At 66.1% G+C, this 21,776-nt stretch carries 14 protein-coding genes; 11 read left to right on the forward strand and 3 right to left on the reverse strand.

Annotated features, from left to right (window positions below; genetic code table 11):
• Positions 1-231 precede the first annotated feature (231 nt).
• Positions 232-4,254: a beta strand repeat-containing protein gene (locus tag AB3347_RS04425; RefSeq protein ID WP_369090575.1), complete on the reverse strand. Its 4,023-nt coding sequence runs from the start codon at positions 4,252-4,254 to the stop codon at positions 232-234.
• A gap of 652 nt (positions 4,255-4,906) precedes the next feature.
• Positions 4,907-6,340: a FecR domain-containing protein gene (locus tag AB3347_RS04430; protein ID WP_369090576.1), complete on the reverse strand. Its 1,434-nt coding sequence runs from the start codon at positions 6,338-6,340 to the stop codon at positions 4,907-4,909.
• A gap of 181 nt (positions 6,341-6,521) precedes the next feature.
• On the opposite strand from AB3347_RS04430, the gene AB3347_RS04435 reads away from it, so the two are divergent.
• The 3 genes from AB3347_RS04435 (at position 6,522) to AB3347_RS04445 (ending at position 10,955) form a co-directional block, all read left to right on the forward strand.
• Positions 6,522-8,441 (forward strand): CHASE2 domain-containing protein, encoded by a 1,920-nt coding sequence (locus AB3347_RS04435; protein WP_369090577.1) that lies wholly within the window; start codon positions 6,522-6,524, stop codon positions 8,439-8,441.
• Positions 8,438-9,676, forward strand: coding sequence for a tetratricopeptide repeat protein (locus AB3347_RS04440; RefSeq protein WP_369090578.1), 1,239 nt, complete (start codon positions 8,438-8,440; stop codon positions 9,674-9,676). Before AB3347_RS04435 ends, AB3347_RS04440 begins: the two co-directional genes overlap by 4 nt.
• Positions 9,677-9,845: 169 nt before the next feature.
• Positions 9,846-10,955, forward strand: coding sequence for an acyltransferase family protein (locus tag AB3347_RS04445; protein ID WP_369090579.1), 1,110 nt, complete (start codon positions 9,846-9,848; stop codon positions 10,953-10,955).
• Positions 10,956-10,967: 12 nt separating this feature from the next.
• On the opposite strand, the gene AB3347_RS04450 is transcribed toward AB3347_RS04445, so the two are convergent.
• On the reverse strand, positions 10,968-11,930 hold the full coding sequence (locus AB3347_RS04450) for a VirK/YbjX family protein (protein WP_369090580.1): 963 nt from the start codon (positions 11,928-11,930) through the stop codon (positions 10,968-10,970).
• 430 nt (positions 11,931-12,360) lie between these two features.
• On the opposite strand from AB3347_RS04450, the gene AB3347_RS04455 reads away from it, so the two are divergent.
• The 8 genes from AB3347_RS04455 (at position 12,361) to AB3347_RS04490 (ending at position 21,773) form a co-directional block, all read left to right on the forward strand.
• Positions 12,361-12,663, forward strand: coding sequence for a VanZ family protein (locus AB3347_RS04455; protein WP_369090581.1), 303 nt, complete (start codon positions 12,361-12,363; stop codon positions 12,661-12,663).
• Positions 12,664-12,685: 22 nt separating this feature from the next.
• A complete protein-coding gene (locus AB3347_RS04460; protein ID WP_369090582.1) occupies positions 12,686-13,447 on the forward strand; it encodes a Crp/Fnr family transcriptional regulator in 762 nt (253 codons plus the stop codon).
• Between the two features lie 74 nt (positions 13,448-13,521).
• Positions 13,522-13,815, forward strand: a complete 294-nt coding sequence (locus tag AB3347_RS04465; protein ID WP_369090583.1) for a hypothetical protein — start codon at positions 13,522-13,524, stop codon at positions 13,813-13,815.
• A gap of 179 nt (positions 13,816-13,994) precedes the next feature.
• Positions 13,995-14,795 carry an ABC transporter permease gene (locus AB3347_RS04470; RefSeq protein WP_369090584.1) on the forward strand — a complete coding sequence of 267 codons (801 nt, stop codon included), beginning with the start codon at positions 13,995-13,997 and terminating at the stop codon, positions 14,793-14,795.
• Entirely contained in the window at positions 14,795-16,015 is a 1,221-nt protein-coding gene (locus tag AB3347_RS04475; protein WP_369090585.1) for an ABC transporter ATP-binding protein, read from the forward strand. The genes AB3347_RS04470 and AB3347_RS04475 overlap by 1 nt, the downstream gene beginning before the upstream one ends.
• On the forward strand, positions 16,012-17,439 hold the full coding sequence (locus tag AB3347_RS04480) for an FkbM family methyltransferase (RefSeq protein ID WP_369090586.1): 1,428 nt from the start codon (positions 16,012-16,014) through the stop codon (positions 17,437-17,439). The genes AB3347_RS04475 and AB3347_RS04480 overlap by 4 nt, the downstream gene beginning before the upstream one ends.
• A gap of 1 nt (position 17,440) precedes the next feature.
• A complete protein-coding gene (locus tag AB3347_RS04485) occupies positions 17,441-20,335 on the forward strand; it encodes a glycosyltransferase (RefSeq protein ID WP_369090587.1) in 2,895 nt (964 codons plus the stop codon).
• A complete protein-coding gene (locus AB3347_RS04490; protein ID WP_369090588.1) occupies positions 20,328-21,773 on the forward strand; it encodes a UbiA family prenyltransferase in 1,446 nt (481 codons plus the stop codon). The genes AB3347_RS04485 and AB3347_RS04490 overlap by 8 nt, the downstream gene beginning before the upstream one ends.
• Positions 21,774-21,776 lie beyond the last annotated feature (3 nt).

Below are 21,776 nucleotides of genomic sequence, written 5' to 3' on the forward strand. Positions count from 1 at the left end.
CTCGTATCGCAAATCTTGTTTGTGTGACAGTCATGCCTGCCGAGTCAGTCCATTCGCGCAGTAACTCAGCAACCAGGCGGTCGCATTCGACTGTGCTGCAGAAAAACCTGTGCCGACACTAGGCCATCCGGCGAAAAAGGGATGGGTTTGCACCCATCCCTCACGCCCAACAAAGTTGCTGAGCAACGAACTTCAAGCACCTGCCCGAAGGCAGGTGTGTCGCATGATGGATTAGATCAGCGCGGCGGTGCCGAAGTCGGTGTTGAAGGTCAGGTTGTCGCCGTTGATGCCGGTCAGCTTGACGATCAGGTCCTGGCCGTTCTGGAAGGTCTCGCCTTCGGTGCCGCTGTCGACCACAACGTACAGGTCGCCCTTGTAGTTGAACCAGACGGCTTCACCAATCAGTGCCTGCTTGACGGCCGCGTCGACGAAGTTCGAGAACGTTGCGGTGCTCTCGTTCAGGGTCGCGGTCAGCTTGCCCAGGACCGACACGTCGGCTTGAGCGGCACCCACGAAGGCGCGCAGTTGCAGCAGGTCGCCAGCCGAGAAATCGGTGATTTCCGAGTAGGTGTTGCCTTCCTTGTTGCCGAGGCTAGCCGAAGCTGCCGACACGATGAAGGTGTCGTTGCCAGCACCGCCGGTCAGCTTGGCGCCGTTGGTACCGACGTACAGGACGTCGTTGCCTGCACCGCCGATCAGCACGTCGGCCTTGGCGTTGTCGCCAACCGAAGCGCGCAGAACGTCAGCACCTGCACCACCGGTGACGGTCACGACGTGCGAGCCGTTGGCAGTGAAGGTCAGGTTGCCGGTCAGCGCCGAAGCGTCGACGGTTGCAACCGCCTTGGCATCCGCGCCCAGCGACAGGGACAGGTGCGAGTTGCCGGTGACGACGATGCTGGTTGCCGCATCGGCGTTCACTGCCAGGGTGCCGGTCTGGATCGACGAGGAACCGCTCACGGTCGGCTGTGCATCAGCAGCGTTGACCTTGATGGTCTCGACGCCAGCGACGTTCACGGTGCCGAAGTCAAGGTTGCCGCCGACCACTTTGGTGACGATGTTGAACACGTCGGCGGTGCCGGAAGCATCAGCCATCTTGACGTTGACGCCGCCGCCACCAGCAACCAGTTCCAGGGTGCTGTCGTTGACCATCTTGTCGAGGGTCAGGGTCGGTGCAGCGATACCGATGTCAGCGCCTTGGGTGGTCACGGTCACAGCCGCGGATGGAGCCACGACCGGGTTCTTCACGTTGGTGATCGCGAAGTCGCCAGCCACGACGTCGGTCATCGCGCCCACAGCAGCGGCGGTGAAGGTGACGACGTTGCCAGTCACGCTGGTGGTGAAGCCAGCGTAGGTGCCTGCGGCAACCTTAGCAGCGATTTGAGCCGGGGTATCGCCAGTTGCCAGGGTGATGGTCTGGCCTTTGAAGACGATGGTGTCGCCGTCTTCGATCGCGCCCGAGGTGGTGAAGTCAGCGGTGAACTCTTCCTTCACTGCGACGTCGCCCTGAGCGGTGGTGGTCACGACCACAGCAGCGGTGGTTGCGTCTGCGTCGACAACCACGAAGTCAGACGACTTGGCATCGGTAGCGATCGCACCTGGGTTCTTCGCCTCGAAGGTCACCACGTTGCCGTTGACGCCGGTCACAGTGTAAGCGGCCGACGACTTGGTGATGAACTTGGCAGCGATCTCTGCTGCGGTTTCAGCACCGGTCAGACCGGTAATCGACAGGGTGTCGAAGGTGATCGAGTTCGCGCCGACAGCATTGGTGAAGTCGACTTTGAACACTTCCTTGACAGCAGCAGCAGCACCGGCGGTCGAGTTGTTGCTCACCACGTACTTGATGCCGTCCATGTTGGCCATGTTGACGGTGGTAGCGGTGGTCACGGTGTCGGTGATCGCCAGCTTCTCGAAGCCGTCGATCTTGCCGGCGAAGTCGCCGTTTGCCGACATGGCAGCAGCGCTTGCACCGTTCATGCCGATGGTGTCGACGCCTTCGCCGCCCGACAGGGTAGCGGTCGGCAGAACGACGGTGCCGTTCAGGGTCAGGCTGTCGTCGCCGGCGCCCAGGGCCACGGCCTTGGTGATGGCGGTGCCAGCATTGCTGATGGTCACGGTGTCTTTAGCTGCGCCACCGGTGTAGCTGGTCTTGGTGCCGTCAGCGATGGTGAACTCGGCGGTGCCGGCAGTCATTGCGCTGGTGTTGATCGCGGTAGCGGCGGTCAGACCGGCGGTGGTGTTGCCTGCGACGTTGCCGGTGCCCGAGACGTTCAGTGCTTCAGCCGAAGTCGAGGTCAGGGTGGTGACCACGTCGTCGCCGGTGACGCTGGCGTTCACGGTCTTGGTGACGGTGCCGCCGACCGACACGGTGCCGTCGACATTGGTCAGGTTCAGTGCCAGGGTGGCGGCAGCGTTCGAGATCGAGAAGCCTTCGCCGTTCGCCAGGGTGACGGTTGCCAGAGCAGCATTGGTGCCGGTAATGCCGGAAGCGGCCTTGTAGCCGTCGACGGTGACATTCTTCAGGGCAGCGCCGCCGGTGATGCTCACCAGGCCGGTGTCCACGCCCAGGCGATTCAGAGCGCTGGTAGCAGCGCCGCCTTGGGTGGTGGTGGTAACAGCAACCACCGAAGCAGCCGACGAGCTGTCTTCCAGGTTAGCGATGTCGGTGTTGGCGCGGGCGGTGAAGGTCACAGTGTCGCCCGAAGCAGCGCTGCTGCTCCAGTTGGCCAGCAGCGAGCCGCTGAAGGTACCGTTGGCGGCAACGCTCGAACCGTTGGTGTCGCTGGTAGCGGTTGCCGGAGTGCCTACCAGTTGGGTCGGCTTGATTGCGCTCGACGACAGGTTGGCGAAAGCCTGCGCCACGTCAGCTGCGCTCAGGTCCTTGGCTGCCTTGAAGGTCAGGCCGCCGACCATGACCGACTCGCCGGCTTTCAGCGCGGTGAACTTGGCGGTAGCGACTTCGGTCTTGCCGGCCACTGCAGCGCGGCTTTGGGCCGAGATTGCTGCGTCCTGCTTGACGGTGACGTCGGTGGTGTTGGCAGCTGCGACAATGGTCACGTCGCCCTGGATGGCCTTTTCGGCGGTCGCGTCAGCAACGATAGCGCTGCTGTTGACGGTTGCTTTCTGGGTCACGGTGATGGTGCTGCCACCGCCGACATTGATAGCGCCCATGGTGACATTGCTGCCAGCCACAACTGCAGCGCCGGTTGCGCTGACGACAACTGCGCCGACCGGATCAGCTGCCACGCCAGCGCCAACGTTGATCGTGCTGACCGAATCAGTGGTCGCGACGTTGACGTTCTTGCCGCCGATAACATTGATGGAACCGATACCGGCAACATCCTTCAGGGACACACCGACGTTGGTGGTGTTGCCTGCGGTCGCCTCAACCACGCCAGCTGCGCGGACGATGTTCAGGTCGGTCACGCCAGCGGCTGCGGTCGCGTTGATCTTTGCACCGCCGTCAGCAGTGCTAGCTGCGCTGGTGACTTCGACGATTTCCACGTTGCTCAGGCTACCCAGGTTCACGTCGCCTTTAGCGTGCGCAATCTTCAGGGTATCGATGCCAGCGCCGCCGTTGATCAGGTCGATGCTGCTCAGGGTGTTCAGTTCCGAACCGGCGGTGGTGTCGATCGAACCGATGATGACGTCATTGCCGGCGGTGCCGACGATGTTGTCCAGGCCCTTGGTCAGCTGGTAGGTCTGGGCGACGGCGCCGGCGCCGATCACGCCGTTGACCGACGCGTCCAGGTTAGCCGGGGTGATGGCGGTTGCCAGCGAAGCGGCATCGGTCACGCCTGCGATGAACTGCTTGGCGGCAGCGTTAGCCTTGGCGCCGCTGTAGCCCAGGATTTCGTCGGTGGTGTCCAGCGCGTTGGTGAAGGCGGCTGCGGCAGCGACTTTCGAGTCGTAGGCGACCTTGTCGGTGCCTTGTGCGCCCGAAGCGATCTGGGTGACGGCGTTGCTCAGGGTCATCTTGTTCGACTGGACAGCGTTGGTCCAGAAGTCCAGACCGGCGATGTCGGCGCTGTGGCCGAACAGGTTCTTGTAGATGGCGTTGATGGTGTTACGCAGGTCCATGCCGGCGTAGGTGTCCTTGTATTCCTGCGAACCTGCGAACGCAGCGGCGACCGCATCAGTCTTGCCGCCAGCAGCGGTGACGATGGCGTCCCAGTACTGCAGGCCGTAGTAGTCGGCTGGGCGGTTGAAGTATGCCACGTACAGCTTCTGGATTGCGTCGGCGTTTTGAATAGCCATGTATTGCTCCTAAGTAGATCAATGATCAGAAAAGTTCAACCTGCAGCTTCTTGGTTTGTCCAACTGCAGCCCAACGACCCGGATGATGACAGAGGTCGAGGCGGCAGCAATGTGACGATCGTCACATCGATGAACAATCTGTTGCGAAAATGCGGTTTTTTCCACTCCGTTTTTAGCGGCGGATCATTATCAGAGAAAGTTTTCTATAGCGCAATGACTTCCGAGTTAATCCATAAGACGGTAACGCTCTTCCATATAGGAGAAGCGCAGCTTATTCACGTTGCATGACCGCCATGAAAAACGCGCGTCACGTCGCCGGGACGACCCGCAAGGAACCAGCACCCAAATGGGCTGCCCGCCAAAAATCAAGAACCGGCTTTTCTTGTTTTTCATGGCGAGCTTCGCCGAGCGTTTCAGGCGCAGGCTTGCTCGGAAATACCTGGATGCACGCCAGCCGGGCAGATTGGGGACCGGCCCTCGTCGGCGCAGGATGGGCGAAGCGTGCATAGGAGACCCACGGCGCCGTCGAGCTCAAACGAAAAAGCCCGAGTCCTGTTCGATACAGGACCCGGGCCTTGGCCGTTTGACGACCATCCAGTCAAATGGGGGCGGTTCGACGCGGTGACGTTTTTTGGTACGCCAGGAGCATGGTTTATTTCTGCGCGCCCCAGAAGGTCGCACCGTTGACGATCCGGTCAGCGTCCAGGCGACGCTCGAATATATATGCCGCGGCGCCGCCGTTTTCTTTACTCAGCTGCCCGTCGACAGTCATATTAGTAGGCGCGCGCCAGGATTCATTGCCGAACAGTCGGCCATTCTTGCCGACATCCCCTTCGGCAACCATATTAAACGTCTCGCCCGCACTGGTGCCAAGATCGAAACTGGTGCGGAAACTGCGCGCGCCAAAATCGACATTCAGCTTTCCGTTCGTGATGCTCGCCTGTTTCGGCGATGCGCCATCCGCCGTATAGACATAGGCTTCGCCCGACTTGAGGTCAAAACCCACGCTGCCGCGCTCCGGCACGACGTATTCCGCGCCAGGCGTCAGGAACAGCGCATAGTTGCGGCGCACGGCGACTTTCGTATTTTCCGAGCCAAGCTGCTCTTCCAGATCGAGCGTCGCCGGTGCCGCTGCAATCCCCTGCCAGCGCCCCCATACCAACTGTTTTTCCGGCGGCAGCGGCAGCGGCGGCGTCGGCTCGACCACGACCGGCGGCGGCACCGGGTCGGGCTGCGGAGCGATCACGACCGGCGGCGGCAGCGGCGGCGTCACGACGGTATCCACCGGCGGCGGTGGCGCTGGCGGCTGTGGTTGCGGCTGTGGTTGCTGCTGGGCGCTACCCTGGCTCACCAGCTTCTCAAGCGTGTCTCCCTTGCGCGCATCCAGAATCGGCGCCGCGGCGCCGGTTCCCGAACTAGTGCCGGTCTTGACCGCCACCGGCTCGTCGGCACGCGGCGGCGACACCTGGTCCGGACCATTGCCGCTCGCCTGCAGCAGCTGAGGCGCCGTATCCCCACGCTTGACCTGCAGAAGCTGGCCGCGCTGGCCGGCGAACAGTTCGCGGCTGGCAGCTCCTTCGCAGGGACCACCGCCCTCGGGATTGCAGTTGCCGGCAAAGCCGCTCACCACCACGCCGCCGGTCAGGACGCTCACACGCGAGGTTTCCTGGTCGGTGTACACAGTGAAATCGGTGCCGCGCACGCCGATCGCCGCCACTGGCGTGTTAAACCGGAAGTTCTGGCGCGCCAGCTTGACGGCTTCGCCCGACTTGCTGCGCGCCACGCCACTGATGAGTTCGAGCTTGATACGGGTATTCGCCGGGTTCTTCCGGTCCACGTGGTAGGCCACGATCCTGGCCCTGGTGTTCGGGCGCAGGATGAACAGGCCGTTGTCGATCGTTTTCACGTAGAGAAAACCGTCCTTGCCCGTCGTCAGCAGCTCGCCTTCCTGCACCGGGGTGCCCTCGGCGCCGGCCTTGTCGGCGACCTGGACCGCGCCGGCGGCAAAGATGACCTTGCCGGCTTCGGCCGCGTGTGCCGCGGCGGCAAAGGCGAGTGAGCTGATAATGAGTATTGGACGCAACATGGTTTTCCCCTTTTCGCGCTATTATCCGGAGCCGCGTGCAGCCCGACCGTGACGGCCATCACATTTTAGAGCAAACTCATGTGTTATCCGTGGTGCTTACAATTTGTATCACTTGCCCTCAGAGCAACTCTTTAGCGTTATACTGTTCGTTTCCCTTCATTAATATTTCTTCTGTTACGGCGTGGCCGATAGCCCTTCTTCCCTGAGCGATCGCAGGCTGGCGCCCCGCCGGCAGGCAAACTTTGCACGCGCGGCGATCGCCATCGCAGCCGTGCTGCTGACCGTGCTCGCGCAATGGGGTCCCTCCTCTGGCCTGTCGTATTTCGGCAACACTTCTTTTGGCAGCGAGATCCTGCGCGACGGATTCATCCGGTGGCGCGCAAGCACCGCGCCCGAACCCCGCATCCTGGTGGTCGATATCGACGAAGCGAGCCTGGCGGCAGTCGGCCCGTGGCCGTGGTCGAGCAGCCGCATCGCCGACCTGGTGGAGATCCTGCTTGGCCGCTACGAGGCACGCGGAGTGGCGCTCGACATCGTGCGCGAGAAGGCGGGCGACACCGAGGGCGACATGCGGCTCAGGGCACTGGCTACCCACGGGCCGCTGGTGCTGGGGCAGGTCTTCGATTTCGACTACGAGGGCAAGCGCCCCCAGCCCCTGCGCGAAGGCGTGCTGGCGGGCGCCCTGCCGCACCTGCAGCCGCGCGCGCGCCAGGCCGACGGCTACATCGCCAACCATGCCGGCCTGAAAGGCGCGCGCCACGTCGGCAACATGGGTTTCGTGCCCGGCAAGGACGGCGTGCTGCGCCACGTGCCGCTGGTGACCCGTTTCGAAGGACGCGACTATCCCGCGCTGACGCTGGCGCTGGTCGGCTGCTGCAGCGGCGCGCGCCTGCCGTCGATTCCCGACGCCGACCACATGCGCATTCCCTACAAGCGCGACTGGAACGCCTTCACCCTGGTGAGCGCGACCGACATCCTGGATGAAGCCATCGCGCCAAGCAGCGCCAAGGGCCGTCTGGTGCTGGTCGGGTCGTCGTCGCTCGGACTGGGCGACCGCGTCACCACGCCACATGCGGCGAAGCGCCCGGGCCTGGGCGTGCAGGCCGAGATCCTGTCCGCCCTGCTCGACCGCCAGGAGGGCAAGACGCCGGCGCCGTGGCCGGGCCGCCTGATCGCCTGCGCATTCGCGCTGGCGTCGGCGCTGCTGGCGACCTTCGCCTTCCCGCGCCTGCCGGCCTGGGCCAGCGTGGCGCTGCTGGCGGCGGCATCGCTGCTGTGGCTGGGCGCCGCCTACGCCATCGCTCCGCACGACCCGCTGTTCTCGACCACCGGGCCGTTCGCGACCAACCTGTTCCTGCTGGCGGTGGCCGTGCCCTACCAGTGGCAGATGGCGCAGCGCCGCTCGCGCCGCCTGCTCGGCACCCTGCAGCAGTACGTGGCGCCCTCGGTGGTGCGCGAACTGCTGCGCAGCGACCTGGAAGACCCGCTGGCGCCGCGCCTGCTCGACGTCACCACCCTGATCGCCGACATGGAGGGCTATACCACCCAGGTCGAAGCCCTGTCGATGGAAGAGTCGGCGCGCCTGACGCGCGAGTTCCTCGACTGCCTGACCGGTCCGGTGATCGCCGGCGGCGGCACCCTCGACAAGTACACCGGCGACGGCCTGGTGGCCTTCTGGGGCGCGCCGCTGCCGATCGAGCAGCACGCCGACCTGGCGCTGGACGCGGCGCGCGCCATCGTCGAGCGGGTCGCGGCGCTGTCGCGCGTGCGCGAGGCGCTCGGGCACCCGCCGCTGCGGGTGCGCATCGGCATCGAGAGCGGTCCGGCGGTCGCCGGCGACTTCGGCACCTCGTTCCGCAGTATCTATACCGCCGTCGGCGACAGCGTCAACACCGCCTCGCGCCTGGAACAGGCCGCGCGCGACTTCCCGCACGACGTGATCGTCGGCGCGGGCACGGTCGAGCGCGCACTGCGCCACCGCTTCCTTGCGCTGGGCGAACGCCGCCTGCGCGGCAAGGGCAAGCTGACGGCGCTGTTCACGCCGGCCCAATTCCCCCCTTCGCGGGTCGTCCCGGCCGCGGCAGTCGAAAGTCGTTCATGAGGCTGGCATCGCTGCGCGCCTGGTGCGTGCTATCCCTCCTGCTGCTGGGCGCCGGCGCGCGCGCCGGTGACGAGCCCCAGGCCGCGACCGGAGAAGACCTGTACCTACAGGCGCTGCAGTCGATATCGGAAGGCCGCCGCACAGATGCAACGGCCGAGCTGCGGCGCGCCATCGAGCAGTCGCCCAACCATGCCGGCGCCTGGCTCGAGCTGGCGCTGACTCACTGCGCGCTCGGCAACTCGGACGAGGCCGAGCGCCTGTTCGCCCTCATCGAGACGCGTTTCAATCCCTCGCCGGCGCTGCTCGAGCTGATCGCGCAAACGCGCGAGCAGGGCTGCTCGCGCTGGGACGTGTTTTCGAGCGCGGTGATCAGCGCCAGCCGCGGCTACGACCAGAACGTCAACCAGGGCGCGCGCACCACGCGCTACGTGGTCGATGCGCCGGGCGGCCAGGTGGAATACGAGCTGTCGGGCGACTTCACGCCGCGCAGCGACCGGTACACGCAGGTGGCCGGCGAATACCTGCGCGAAGTGACGTCCAACGGCGTGCTCGGCTTCGTGCAGTACCAGCTGCGCCACAACGACAGCCTGCACCAGTACGACACCAGCTCCCTGTTCGCCGGCCTGGAAGCGCCCTATCGCTGGGGGGGCTGGCGCCTGCGCGCCACCGGCACGCTGGGACTGGTGACGCTGGGCGGCCAGCTCTACCAGCGCCAGGGACAGCTGCAGGCGCGCGTGGTGCCGCCGCTGCACCTGCCCCAGGGCGCCCAGTTCAACCTGGTCGGCGCCATCACCTACAACAGCTTCCCCTCGCTGACGAATTTCGATTCGACCACCCAGGAGTTGCGCGGCCACCTGTCGTGGCGCGGCGGCGACAGCTACGCCAGCGCCACGCTCGGCTACCTGAACGACCATGCGCTGGCGCAGCGCCCGGGCGGCGACCGCAAGGGCTCGTTCGCCAACCTGCTGCTGCGCCGCCACCTGGGCTACGGCATCAACACCGAATTCGGCTATTCGCGCCAGACCTGGCACAGCAGCCGCGCCTATTCGCCAGGGCTGATCGAACAGGTGCGCGAACAGGTGACCCAGGTCGTGCGCGGCAACCTGAGCTACGCGATCAACAAGCAGCATTCGCTGGTGCTCGAGGCGCGCATGGTGCGCAATCGCGAGAACATTTCGATCTTCCAGTACAACAACCGTCAATTGCAGCTTAGCTGGCAATGGCAGTTGCCATGAATTGGCGGCGACACGTAGGGTGGGCGGGTTTCCCGCCCACGCGTTCAAATCACGGCAGCGGACCACGAACGCTTATAAATGCGCGTGAGCTGGTTGAACGCGTGGGCGGCCCAGCCGCCCACCCTACGAAAAGCCGACTGGCATCTGATATCTGACTTTGCAATCACCCATGGAAAATCAACAGCAAGGCCGCAGCCTCGAAGCGGCAATCGCTTCCCACGACAACGGCTTCAACCTGGTGCGCCTGGTGTGCGCGCTGCTGGTGGTAGCCTACCACACCTGGGTGATGAACCGGGCCGCGCCGCACGCCGATCCCGTGACCCGGCTGCTGGCGCCGAACGGCGACCTGGGCGCGCTCGCGGTCGGGGTGTTCTTCGTCATCAGCGGCATGTTCATCGCGCGCAGCTGGATGGGCGACCCGCACCTGGGGCGCTTTGCCCTGCGCCGCGTGGCCCGCATCGTGCCGGGCCTGTTCGCCTGTCTGCTCATCAGTACCGTGGCGGCGGTGGTGTTCTTCTCCGCACCCGGCTGGCGCGGCCTGTTCGACCCGGCGCCGTGGCGCTTCATCTTCGGCAACACGGTGCTGCACGGACTGGTCTACGACATCCCGGCCGCGGAACTGCGCATCGCCAGCGTGCTCGGCGGCCAGGACCTGAACGGCCCGCTGTGGACCCTGTACTGGGAAGGCCGCATGTACGTGATGGTGGCGCTGGTCGGCCTGGCCGCCGCTACGCCCCTGCGCAGCTGGATGCGCGGCGCCGCGCTGTTCCTGCTGCTGGCGGCCAACCTGTTCCCGCAAGTGGCCGGCGGCTATGTATGGGAAGTGCGGATGTGGTCGCTGTTCCTGGTCGGGATCGTGCTCCAGACCCTGGCCCCGGACTTGCGCATCGGCTGGCGCCACGTGGCCTGCGCGCTGGGCCTGCTGCTGCTCAACTGGACCCGCTCCGCCGCCCTCACCCCGAGCCCCCTGACCTGGTTCGGCATCGCCCTGCTCGCGGTCACGCTGGCCCTGTGCGTCGGCAGCCGGCAGCTGCCCTGGGCGGCGCACGTGCAGCGCCACGACTACTCGTATGGCATCTATATCTGGCACTGGCCGGCGATCATCATGCTGCGCGAAGTGCTGCCGCCGGTGGGCCCGGTGGCGCTCACGCTGGCGACGCTGGCGCTGGTGCTGCCGCTGGCCATGCTCAGCTGGCACCTGGTCGAGGCCCCCGCGCTGCGCGCTGCGCGCCGCTGGCTCGGGCGCGGGACGCCGCAGCCGGTGGCGCTCGCGGCCTGAGTTCCTTCCGTCTCAGGCAGCCATCGGCACCGGCGTACGGGCCGCTTCCAGCTGCTGCGCCACCGCGGCCGACAGCGATGCCAGCAGGGCATGGCGGCGGCGCGCTTCCGCGCGCTTCTTCGATGCCACCGCCTCGAAATCGGGCGCGGTCAAGGCTTCGCAAGGCAAGCTGTAGTCGCCGTCCGGCAGGCGGCGCGCCCCCAGCTCTTCCCACAACTGGTCGTAGTCGGCGTGCACGGTCCCGTTGCGGATCGCGCTGCGCACCACGCGGTTGGCGTTGGCGACCAGGCGCATCTCGCGGCAACCCAATGCCTGGCCCAGCGCGCGCACGATGCCGACCAGGAGCTGCTTGGGCCGCAGCCCGTGCAGCTGCCGGGTGGCGCGCCGGATCGCATCGCGCGTGCCCTCGTCCGCCGCTCCCTGGATGCAGCCGACATTCACCGCCAACTGCCCGTCGCGCCGGGCGAAGGTGAAGGCGACCGCATACAGCGCCACCCCGTCTTCGCGCAGCTGCAGCACCAGCTCGCCCTCCCGCTCCAGCAGGCCGATCGCGCGCAGCGCGATGTCGTAGTCACCGCCGTCGCGTCCCGCGAAGCGCACCAGCGACACCGGGCCGCGCGCGGCCCGGGCCACCAGCTCGCCCAGGCCATGCGCGAACACGGTCTGGTAATGCCCGGCCAGCGCCGCCAGGCGCTCGCCGATCGGCAGGTGCAGCGTCATGTAGGGACGATAGATCTTGTACAGCAGGCGCGGACAGTGGCTGACGTAGTCGGCAAAGGCCGGATGGGAGTTAAGCAGGCTGAGCCAGCGGCGCGTCGCACGCGGGTGCGCCAGCGAGCGCACCTTCAGCTTCACCAGCTCGCGCATGTAGGGAAGCCGGCCCTGCTTGCGTGAGATGCCCATCTGGATGGTCACGCGGGGAGAAGAGGCAAGGCGGCGGGGAAGCGCCGGGAACTTGAGGGTGAACTGGGTCATCGCTGTCACAACATCTGTCTGGGGCAAATGTGAAATTACCCAATTGACATATGTAAACCTTTGTAAATCAATGTAACATAGTGTATCAACGCCCTTTCCGCGACGTAAATACCGGCATTCATCTGTTTGCATTTTGTTGCAATCTAGATACAAAAGCTGCGTCACGGCAGCACTTGGCAACGCGGGCACGCGGATGACCCGGCCTTGATCTGAACCGGGCGGAAGATGGCCGGGGCAATGCCCAGCGGGGTGACAGGCATCCTCACCGGACGAGCTTGCCAGCCTGGCCACGCTTCGTTGCTGGCACGCGCCACACGGGCGCGGCGCCCTTCCTAATCCCACCGAAAGCAGGCTCGACCGTATACAATCACGGCTGTCGGAGATTCTGGAAGGCCGTTAGATCGTGGTGGAAGACATGATGTTGTTGGGCATGGTCGCAACTGCCGTCTGCGTGGGATGCCTGGTACCGAACCGCTGGCTTCCGCCGCTGCCGAACGACAAATTCCTTCACTTCGCCAGCTTTGCCGTGCTGGCCATGCTGGCGCTGCGCATCGCCCAGGGCCGTACCGAAGCGCTGCTCTGGCTGCTGGGCCTGCTCGTTGCGGGCTGGCTGATCGAATGCCTGCAGGCACTGGTGCCGGACCGCCGCTTCTGCTGGCGCGACATTGGCGCCAACGCGGCCGGGATCGCCTTTGCGGCCTTGTCCGCCCAACTCTACGTGACTTTTTTCTGAGGCCTTTCTTTCAGAACCCACCATGACCGCAACCGCCAAGACCGCCGCTGCCCGCCGGGCTCCCGCCGTGAACGATGCCGCAGCCGTGCCGGAAGAGCGCCAGGTGCAGATCCACCTGCGCAAGATCCCGCTGCTGTCCGAGCTGTCGGACGAGGAGATCATCCGGGTCAAGCAGGATTTGCGGATCCGCCAGTACGGCAAGCGCGACATCGTGCTGCAGAAAGGCGGCCATGGGGATGGCCTGATGTTCCTGCTGTCGGGCCAACTGCAGGTGATCGACGTGACCGAAGACGGCCGCGCGATCGGCCTGCGCATGCTGGCGCCGGGCGACTTCTTCGGCGAAATCGCGCTGATCAACAATTCGACCCGCTCGGCCTCGGTGGTGGCGATGTCGGACGCGCTGGTGGCCTTCCTGCCGGCGCCTACCGCCATGCACTTGTTCGCGCACTCGCCCTCGGTGGCGACCCAGATGCTCAAGCACCTGGCGCAGAAGATCCAGCGCGACTCGGAATTCCGCTCGCTGCTGAGCATTAACAACACCGCCAAGCGCATCTACACCTACCTGGTGCTGATGCAGAAGAACAAGCAGGCCGAACCGGGCGCCCCGGCCGTGGTGGAAAACCTGCCGACCCACCAGGACATCGCCAACATGATCAACACCAGCCGCGAGACCGTGACGCGCGCGCTGACCGCGCTGGCGCAGCAGGGGATCGTGCAGAAGGATGCGCATCGCCTGATCATCGTGAAGCCGGACGCGCTGCAGAAGCTGGTGCAGGGATCGTGAGGCGCCGCGTGCTACATTATTGTCCTACCCCTTCATTCAAGGAGACAACGATGGGCACGATGAGCAGCAAAGGCATGCACGTCCAACCCGGCCTGGGCAAGAGCCTGCTGGCGGTGGCCCTGGTGACGGCGGTGGTCCTCATGATCCCACTCGTCGCCATGCAGTTCACCGCCGAAGTCAACTGGACCGGCCTCGACTTCCTTGCCGCCGGCGCCCTGCTGGCGCTCGCCGGCCTGGTGCTGAGCTTCGCCCTGCGCAAGCTCCGCAGCAGGCAAGGCCGCCTGCTGGCCATCGGCTTGATCGGCCTGGGCTTCTTGTATTGCTGGGCAGAGATGGCCGTCGGGATTTTTACCAATCTCGGTAGCTGAATCCGCGTCGACGCAACACAAGTCATGACAAATCGACGTTGACTTGCGACAAGGTGTTACATCTGTAACAACGGATTGGCTGTTGGATGAAGTATAATTTTGGGCTCATCCGCCAAGCCAATCCAAATGAATTTTTCCCTGACGTACCCGAACGGGGCACTGCCAGCGCGGGCCGCCCCATGATTTCGCCAATGATGCTGCGAGGCCTGTGGGCCTATCGCGGTTTCGTGCTGGGCAGCGTCAAACGCGAATTCCAGTCGAAATACGTGAACGCGATGCTGGGCGCCGTCTGGTCGGTGCTCAGCCCGCTTGCCATGATCCTCGTGTACACCGTGATCTTTTCCGAGGTCATGCGTGCCAAACTGCCGGGCAACGATTCCGGCGCCGCCTACTCGATCTACCTGTGCGCCGGCATCCTGACTTGGGGCCTGTTCGCCGAGATCGTCTCCCGTGGGCAGAACATGTTCCTGGAGCAGGCCAACCTGATCAAGAAGATCAGCTTCCCGCGCATCTGCCTGCCGATCATCGTCGTCTGCAATGCCCTGGTGAACTTCGGCATCATCTTCGGCCTGTTCCTGGTCTACCTGCTGGTCTCCGGTCATTTCCCGGGCGCAGTGTTCTTCGCCATCATTCCGGTGCTGCTGCTGCAGATCCTGCTGGCCATCGGCCTGGGGATGGTGAGCGGCATCCTGAACGTGTTCTTCCGCGACGTCGGCCAGTTCGTGACCATCGCGATGCAGTTCTGGTTCTGGCTCACGCCGATCGTCTATCCGGCCAGCATCCTGCCGGAAGCGGTGCGCCCGATCCTGGTCTACAACCCGATGGCGGCGGTGGTGCAGGCGCACCAGTCGATCCTGGTCGAAGGCCGCCTGCCCGACTGGAACAGCCTGATCCCGGCGGGCCTGATGGCCCTGCTGCTGTGCATCCTGGGCCTGCGCCTGTTCCGCAAGCGCTCCGGCGAAATAGTGGATGAACTCTGATGGGCAGCATCGTCGTTTCCAATCTGGGCAAGGCCTATAAACAATACCCGACCCGCTGGTCGCGCCTGGGCGAATGGCTGCTGCCCGGCGGCCCGCGCCACAAGCTCAAGTGGGTGCTCACCGACATCAGCTTCCAGGTCTCGCCGGGCGAGGCCGTGGGCCTGATCGGCATCAACGGCGCCGGCAAAAGCACCCTGCTCAAGCTGATCACCGGCACCACCCAGCCGACCACCGGCGCGGTCTGGATGGAAGGCCGCGTGGCCGCCCTGCTCGAGCTGGGCATGGGCTTCCATCCGGATTTCACCGGCCGCCAGAACGTCTACATGGCGGGCCAGCTGCTGGGCATGACGGTGGACGAGATCACCCGCCTGATGCCGCAGATCGAGGACTTCGCCGGCATCGGCGAGTACATGGACCAGCCGGTGCGCGTGTACTCGAGCGGCATGCAGATGCGCGTGGCCTTCTCGGTGGCCACCGCGCGGCGCCCGGACATCCTGATCGTCGACGAGGCGCTGTCGGTGGGCGACGCCTACTTCCAGCACAAGTCCTTCGACCGCATCCGCCAGTTCCGCAAGGAGGGCACCACCCTGCTGCTGGTCTCGCACGACAAGCAGGCGATCCAGTCGGTATGCGACCGCGCCATCCTGCTCGATGGCGGGCGCCTGGCCAAGGAGGGCAAGCCCGAAGAGATCATGGACTATTACAATGCCATGATCGCGGAACGCGAAAACGAAACCGTGCGCGTCAACGCGCTCGACGACGGCAAGGTCCAGACCATCTCGGGCACCGGCGAAGCCACGGTCAGCGACATCGCCCTGCTCGACGAGCTGGGCGAGCGCGTCGAAGTGGTCGACGTGGGCGCGGCCGTCACGCTCGAGGTCAGGGTCAAGGTGAACGCGCCGATCCCGCGCATGGTGCTCGGCTACATGATCAAGGACCGCCTCGGCCAGCCGATGTACGGCACCAATACCCACCTCAAGCAGCTGCCGCTCGACGACGTCGCGGCCGGCGAAGAGGTGGTGTACCGTTTCGCCTTCCCGATGAATCTTGGTCCAGGCACGTATTCGGTCGCGACCGCGATCGTCAGCACCGAGACCCACCTGGTGAACAACTACGAATGGCGCGACCTGGCGCTGGTATTTACCGTGATGAACATGCGCCGTCCCCACTTCGAGGGTTCGGCCTGGCTCGACCCGGCCATCGACATTCAACGCTCATGACATTTATCTCTTATTCGCAGAATTCCGAGGACGTGCTGCTGTGGCGCGCGCTCGGCCACGTCAAGAACGGCTTCTACATCGACGTCGGCGCCAACGATCCGGAAGAGCATTCGGTCACCAAGGCCTTCTACGACGCCGGCTGGCGTGGCGTCAGCATCGAGCCGCTGCCCTCCTTTCACCAGGCTTTCCTCGCGCAGCGCCCGCGCGACGTCAACCTGGCGATCGCCGCCGGCAGCGCCAACGGCGAACTGACCCTGTACGACACCCCGCAGGTACGCGGCTGGGCCTCGCCGGAGCAATCCGTCGCCGAGCTGCACCGTGCGGAAGGCCACGAAGTCGTCGAACTGACCGTGCCGGTGCGCACCCTGGCCTCGGTGTGCGAAGAATACGTGCGGGGCGAGATCCACTTCCTGAAGATCGACGTCGAAGGTTTCGAGGGCGAAGTGCTGAAGGGCATGGACTTCGCGCGCTGGCGCCCGTGGGTGCTGGTCATCGAGGCGACGCTGCCGAACAGCCGCGAAACGAACCACGCCGCCTGGGAACACATGGTCACCGGCCAGCGCTACCGCTTCGCCTGGTTCGATGGCCTGAACCGCTATTACGTGGCGGAAGAACACGGCGAACTGCTGCCCCACTTCGGCATCCAGCCGAACGTGTTCGACGACTACATCTCGCACCACCTCGACAAGGCCTGGGCTTCGACCAGAAAACTGGGCCGCTCGCTGAGCGACTCCGAGCGCCACGCGGCCGAACTGTCGGCAGCCGTCGAACAGGCAGCGCGCCAGGCCGATGCATTGCGCACGGAGCTCGACTACGCGCTGGTGCGCGCCGACGCCGCCGAACAGGAACGCCGCATGGCCGACCAGGAACGCCGCGAAGCCGAGCTGGCGCGGCGCCAGGCCGAGCACGACCGCCGCACCGCCGAGCTGGGCCTGGCGCAGTCGGAACAGAGCCGCCTGGAAGCAGAAAAGTCGCTGCTGGTCGCGCAGCACGATCTCGGTACGGTGCGCGAGGCGCTGGCCGCAGCCCAGGCCAGCGGTCATCACCTGACCGTGTGGGCGCAGGACATCGAAGCGCGCCTGGCGGCCACCTACGCCAGCACCTCGTGGAAGATCACGGCGCCGCTGCGCGCGGTCGGCCGCGTGGCGCGCGCACTGCGCCGTCCCGGCCTGGCGCGCCGCGTCGTCACCCGGGTGACCAAGAACGAGCGCATGCGCCGCCTCCTGATTCCGGTGCTGCTGCGCTACCCGTCGCTGGGCCAGAAGGTCAGCACCTCGATCGCCGCCATCAAGCAGGCTGCGCCGGAGCCGCTGGCGCCGCTGGCCATGGCGGTTCCCGAAGAACTCAAGGGCTTGCCGCTGTCGGTACGCGCGGTGCTGGGCGACCTGCAGCGTGCCCGCGGCAACCAGGCAGGTAACTCATAGCATGCGTATCGTCATCGACTTACTCCATGCGCAGGACGGCGCCGCGCCGGCCGCGCTGAGCTTCACCAAGGCGCTCGCCGCCGCCGCGGGCACGCGCGAACTGCGGATCGCCGCGCCGCTGTCCAATCCGGCCCTGCTGGAAGACCTGCGCCTGGCCTTCGGCGCGCGCGTACGCGCGTTCGACCTGGGCGCACCCGAACACCTGCAGCCGGCACTGCGCGAACACGCGCTGGCCAGCCTGTCGCCCGACGTGGTGCTGGCGCCGCGCGAAGCGGACAGGCACGGCGCCGCCCTGCCCTTCCCGGTGCTGCATCGCGCGCCGCAGGAGCTCGACGCTGCCGCCCTGCTGGTCGAGCTGGACGCCACCGCCGCCGAGCGCGCGAGCCGTCCGCAGGCGTCCCGTCCGAAGCTGGCCTACGTCTCGCCGCTGCCGCCGGTCAAATCCGGCATCGCCGACTACAGCGCCGAGCTGGTGCCGGAGCTGGCCAAGCACTACGACATCACGCTGGTCGTGGACCAGGAACGCGTCGACGATGCGCGCCTGGACGGCCTGCCGCTGCGCGCGCCCGAGTGGCTGCGCCACCATGCGCACGAATTCGAGCGCGTGGTCTACCACGTCGGCAATTCGCACGCGCACCAGCACATGTTCGACCTGATCCGCGAGGTGCCGGGCATCGTGGTGCTGCACGACTTCTTCTTCTCGGGCGTGCTCGACAACCTGGAGCGCGAGGAATACCTGCCGCAGGGCTTTATCAAAGCGCTGTACGAATCGCACGGCTACACCGGCCTGCTCAGCCACCGCAAGGAAGGCCGCAACCCGTCGATCTGGAAATACCCGGTCAACAAGGGCGTGCTCGACAACGCGGCCGGCGTGATCGTCCATGCCGACTTCTCGAAGCAGCTGGCGACCGAGTGGTACGGACCCGGCGCCGCCGAGGGCTGGCGCACCATCCCGCTGCTGCGCGGCCGTCCGGAGGGCTCGGCCACGCCGGAAGCACGCGCGGCCGCGCGCCGGCGCCTGGGCATCGCGGACGGCGACTACCTGGTCACCACCTTCGGCATGCTGGGCCGCACCAAGCTCAACGAAGAGCTGCTCGATGCCTACCTTGCATCGAAGCTGGCGCAGGACAGCAAGTGCCGCCTGGTCTTCGTCGGCGAGAACGACCCCGGCCTGTATGGCGCCGGGCTGCTGCGCAAGATCGCCGCCAGCGAGGCCGCCGGCCGCATCACGATCGCCGGCTTCGTCGACGCCGCCACCTATGCCGACTACCTCGCCGCCAGCGACTGCGCGGTGCAGCTGCGCGCCTCGACCCGCGGCGAGACCTCGGCCTCGGTGCTCGACTGCCTGCTGTACGGCATCCCGACGATCGTCAACGCGCACGGTTCCACCGCCTCGATCCAGGACGACCTGCTGGTCAAGCTGCAGGATGGCTTCACGACGCCGGAACTGGCCGATGCGCTGGCGCGCCTGCGCCAGGACGACGCCCTGCGCACAAGCCTGTCGCAGCGCGCCCTGGCCCACATGGAGCGCGAGCATGCGCCGGCCCGGGTCGGCGAGCTGTACGTCGAGGCCATCGAAGCCTATGCCACGCGCAGCCCGCTCGCCGCCTACCGCAAGGTGGTGCGCGCCAGCGCGCCGCAGGCGGCGGACGCCGAGCTGCCGGCGCTGGCATCGGCGATTGCCTTCAACCGCGCCCCGGCCGCGCCGCGCCAGCTGCTGGTGGACGTCTCGGCCGTGGTGCAGTCCGACCTCAAGACCGGCATCCAGCGGGTGGTGCGCAGCATCCTGCTGTCGATGATCGCCGACCCGCCGCCGGGCTTCCGGATCGAGCCGGTGTACTCGCACGGGGGCAACCGCAGCTACCAGTATGCGCGCCAGTTCGGCCTGAACATGGTAGGGGAAACCGCGCTCGCGCTGGAAGACGCGCCGGTCGAGCTGCGCCCCGGCGACATCTTCTTCGGCCTCGACCTGTTCACCAACGGCACCTCGCAGAACGAGCAGCTGCTGCTGTCGATGCGCGACCGCGGGGTCGGCATCTATTTCGTGGTGTTCGACATCCTGCCGATGCTGCGCCCGGACGTCTTCCCCTTCGGTACCGAGCAGTACTTCGGCGACTTCCTGCGCACCGTGCACAAGGTCTCGGACGGCGTGCTGTGCATCTCGCGCGCCGTGGCCGACGAGCTGGCCAGCTGGATCGAGAGCCAGGGCCTGGCGCGCCGCGCCCCGCTGAAGCTGGGCCATTTCCACCTGGGCGCCGACATCGACGCCAGCGCACCGAGCTTCGGCCTGCCGCCCGACGCCGACGCGGTGCTGGCGGCGCTCAAGCAGCGCCCCAGCTTCATCATGGTCGGCACGGTGGAGCCGCGCAAGGGTCACACCCAGACGCTGGACGCCTTCGAGCTGCTGTGGGAACGCGGCGAGGACGTCAACCTCGTGGTGGTCGGCAAGCAGGGCTGGATGATGGAAAAGCTGTGCGAGCGCATGGCCGCGCATCCGAAAAAATCGAAGCGCCTGTTCTGGATGAACGGCATCTCGGACGAGATGCTGCTCAAGCTGTACGGCGCGTCCTCGGCCCTGCTGTCGCCGTCCGAAGGCGAAGGCTTCGGCCTGCCGCTGATCGAGGCGGCCCAGCACGGCATCCCGATCATCGCGCGCAGCCTGCCGGTGTTCCGCGAAGTGGCGGGCGAACACGCCTATTATTTCGACGGCCTGGCGCCGCAGGACCTGGCCGACGCCATTCACGCCTGGTTGCTGCTGCAGCGCGACGGCAAGGCGCCGCAGTCGACCGGCATGCCCTGGCTGACCTGGGACCAGAGCGCGCAACAGGTGCTCGACGGACTGGTGCGCCAGCACTGGTACCGGGTGCTGCCCGGCGCGGGAGACGGCCATGCATAAGGAAATTGGAACCGGCGTGGACGCGGCGGCCGCGGCGCGCCCGCTGGTCGTCGACCTCGACGGCACCCTGATCCATTCCGACCTGCTATGGGAATCGATCGTGCTGTTCTTGAAGAAGAACATCCTGCGCGCCTGGCTGTTGCCGTTCTGGCTGTTTGCGGGCAAGGCCGGCTTCAAGGAGCGGCTGGCGCACGAAGTCGAACTGGATCCGGCCGCCCTGCCCTACGACAAGCAGGTGCTGGCCCTGGTCGAGGCGGAACGCGCGCGTGGCCGCGCCATCGTGCTGGCCACCGGATCGCAGCGCCGCTTCGCCGAGCAGATCGCCGCCCACCTCGGCCTGTTCGACCTGGTGCTGGCCACCGGCGACGGCATCAACCTGACCTCGCACAACAAGGCACGCCGCCTGGCGGAGCTGTACGGCGAGCGCGGCTACGACTACATCGGCAATTCGCGCGCCGACCTGCCGGTATGGCTCGGCTGCGCCCATCCCTGGTCGGTCACCGCCAGGCCGTTCCGGCTGGACGACGGCCGCGACACCGTCCATTCCGGCAGCGTGCGCGGCAACACGGCGCGCGCCCTGTTCAAGGCACTGCGCCCGCGCCAGTGGCTGAAGAACCTGCTGGTGTTCGTGCCGATGCTGGCCGGCCATGCGCTCGACCTGCCCACCTTCACGGCCTCGCTGGTGGCCTTCGCCGCCTTCTCGCTGTGCGCCTCCAGCGCCTACCTGCTCAACGACGCGCTCGACGCCCAGGACGACCGCGTGCACCCGACCAAGCACACCCGCCCGATCGCCTCGGGCGCGCTGCCGCTGCCGCTGGCCCTGTTCGCCAGCCCGCTGCTGGCCCTGGCCGCGATCGTGCTGTGCGCCTCGTACAACGTGTTGCTGCTGGCGGCCGTGCTGGTGTACTTCGCCAGCACCGTGGCCTATTCGGTCTGGCTCAAGCGCCTGATGATGGTCGACATCGTGACGCTGGCGATCCTGTACAGCCTGCGCGTACTGGGCGGCGCCGCCGCGACCGGCATCCCGCCCTCGTTCTGGCTGCTGTCCTTTTCCTTCTTCGTCTTCCTGAGCCTGGCGCTGCTGAAGCGCCACAGCGAACTGATCAACTTGCACAAGCGCGGCAAGGACAAGACGCGCGGGCGCGGCTACACGGTCGAAGACCGGATGCCGGTCGGCGTCATGGGCGTCAACAGCGCCTTCCTGTCGGTGCTGGTGTTCATGTTGTACTTCAATTCCGACAATGTGCTGGACCTGTACCGCTCGCCGGCCTGGCTGGCCGGGATCCTGCCGCTGCTGGTGTTCTGGCTCGGCCGCCTGTGGGTGCTGTCGTTCCGCGGCCAGGTCAACGAAGACCCGGTCCTGTACGTGAGCAAGGACAAGGTCAGCCTGGTCGTGGTGGCCTGCTGCCTGGCGCTTGCCACCCTCGCCGCCCTCTGACCC

This window comes from Massilia sp. X63 (assembly GCF_041023745.1).
Lineage (GTDB): Bacteria > Pseudomonadota > Gammaproteobacteria > Burkholderiales > Burkholderiaceae_D > Telluria.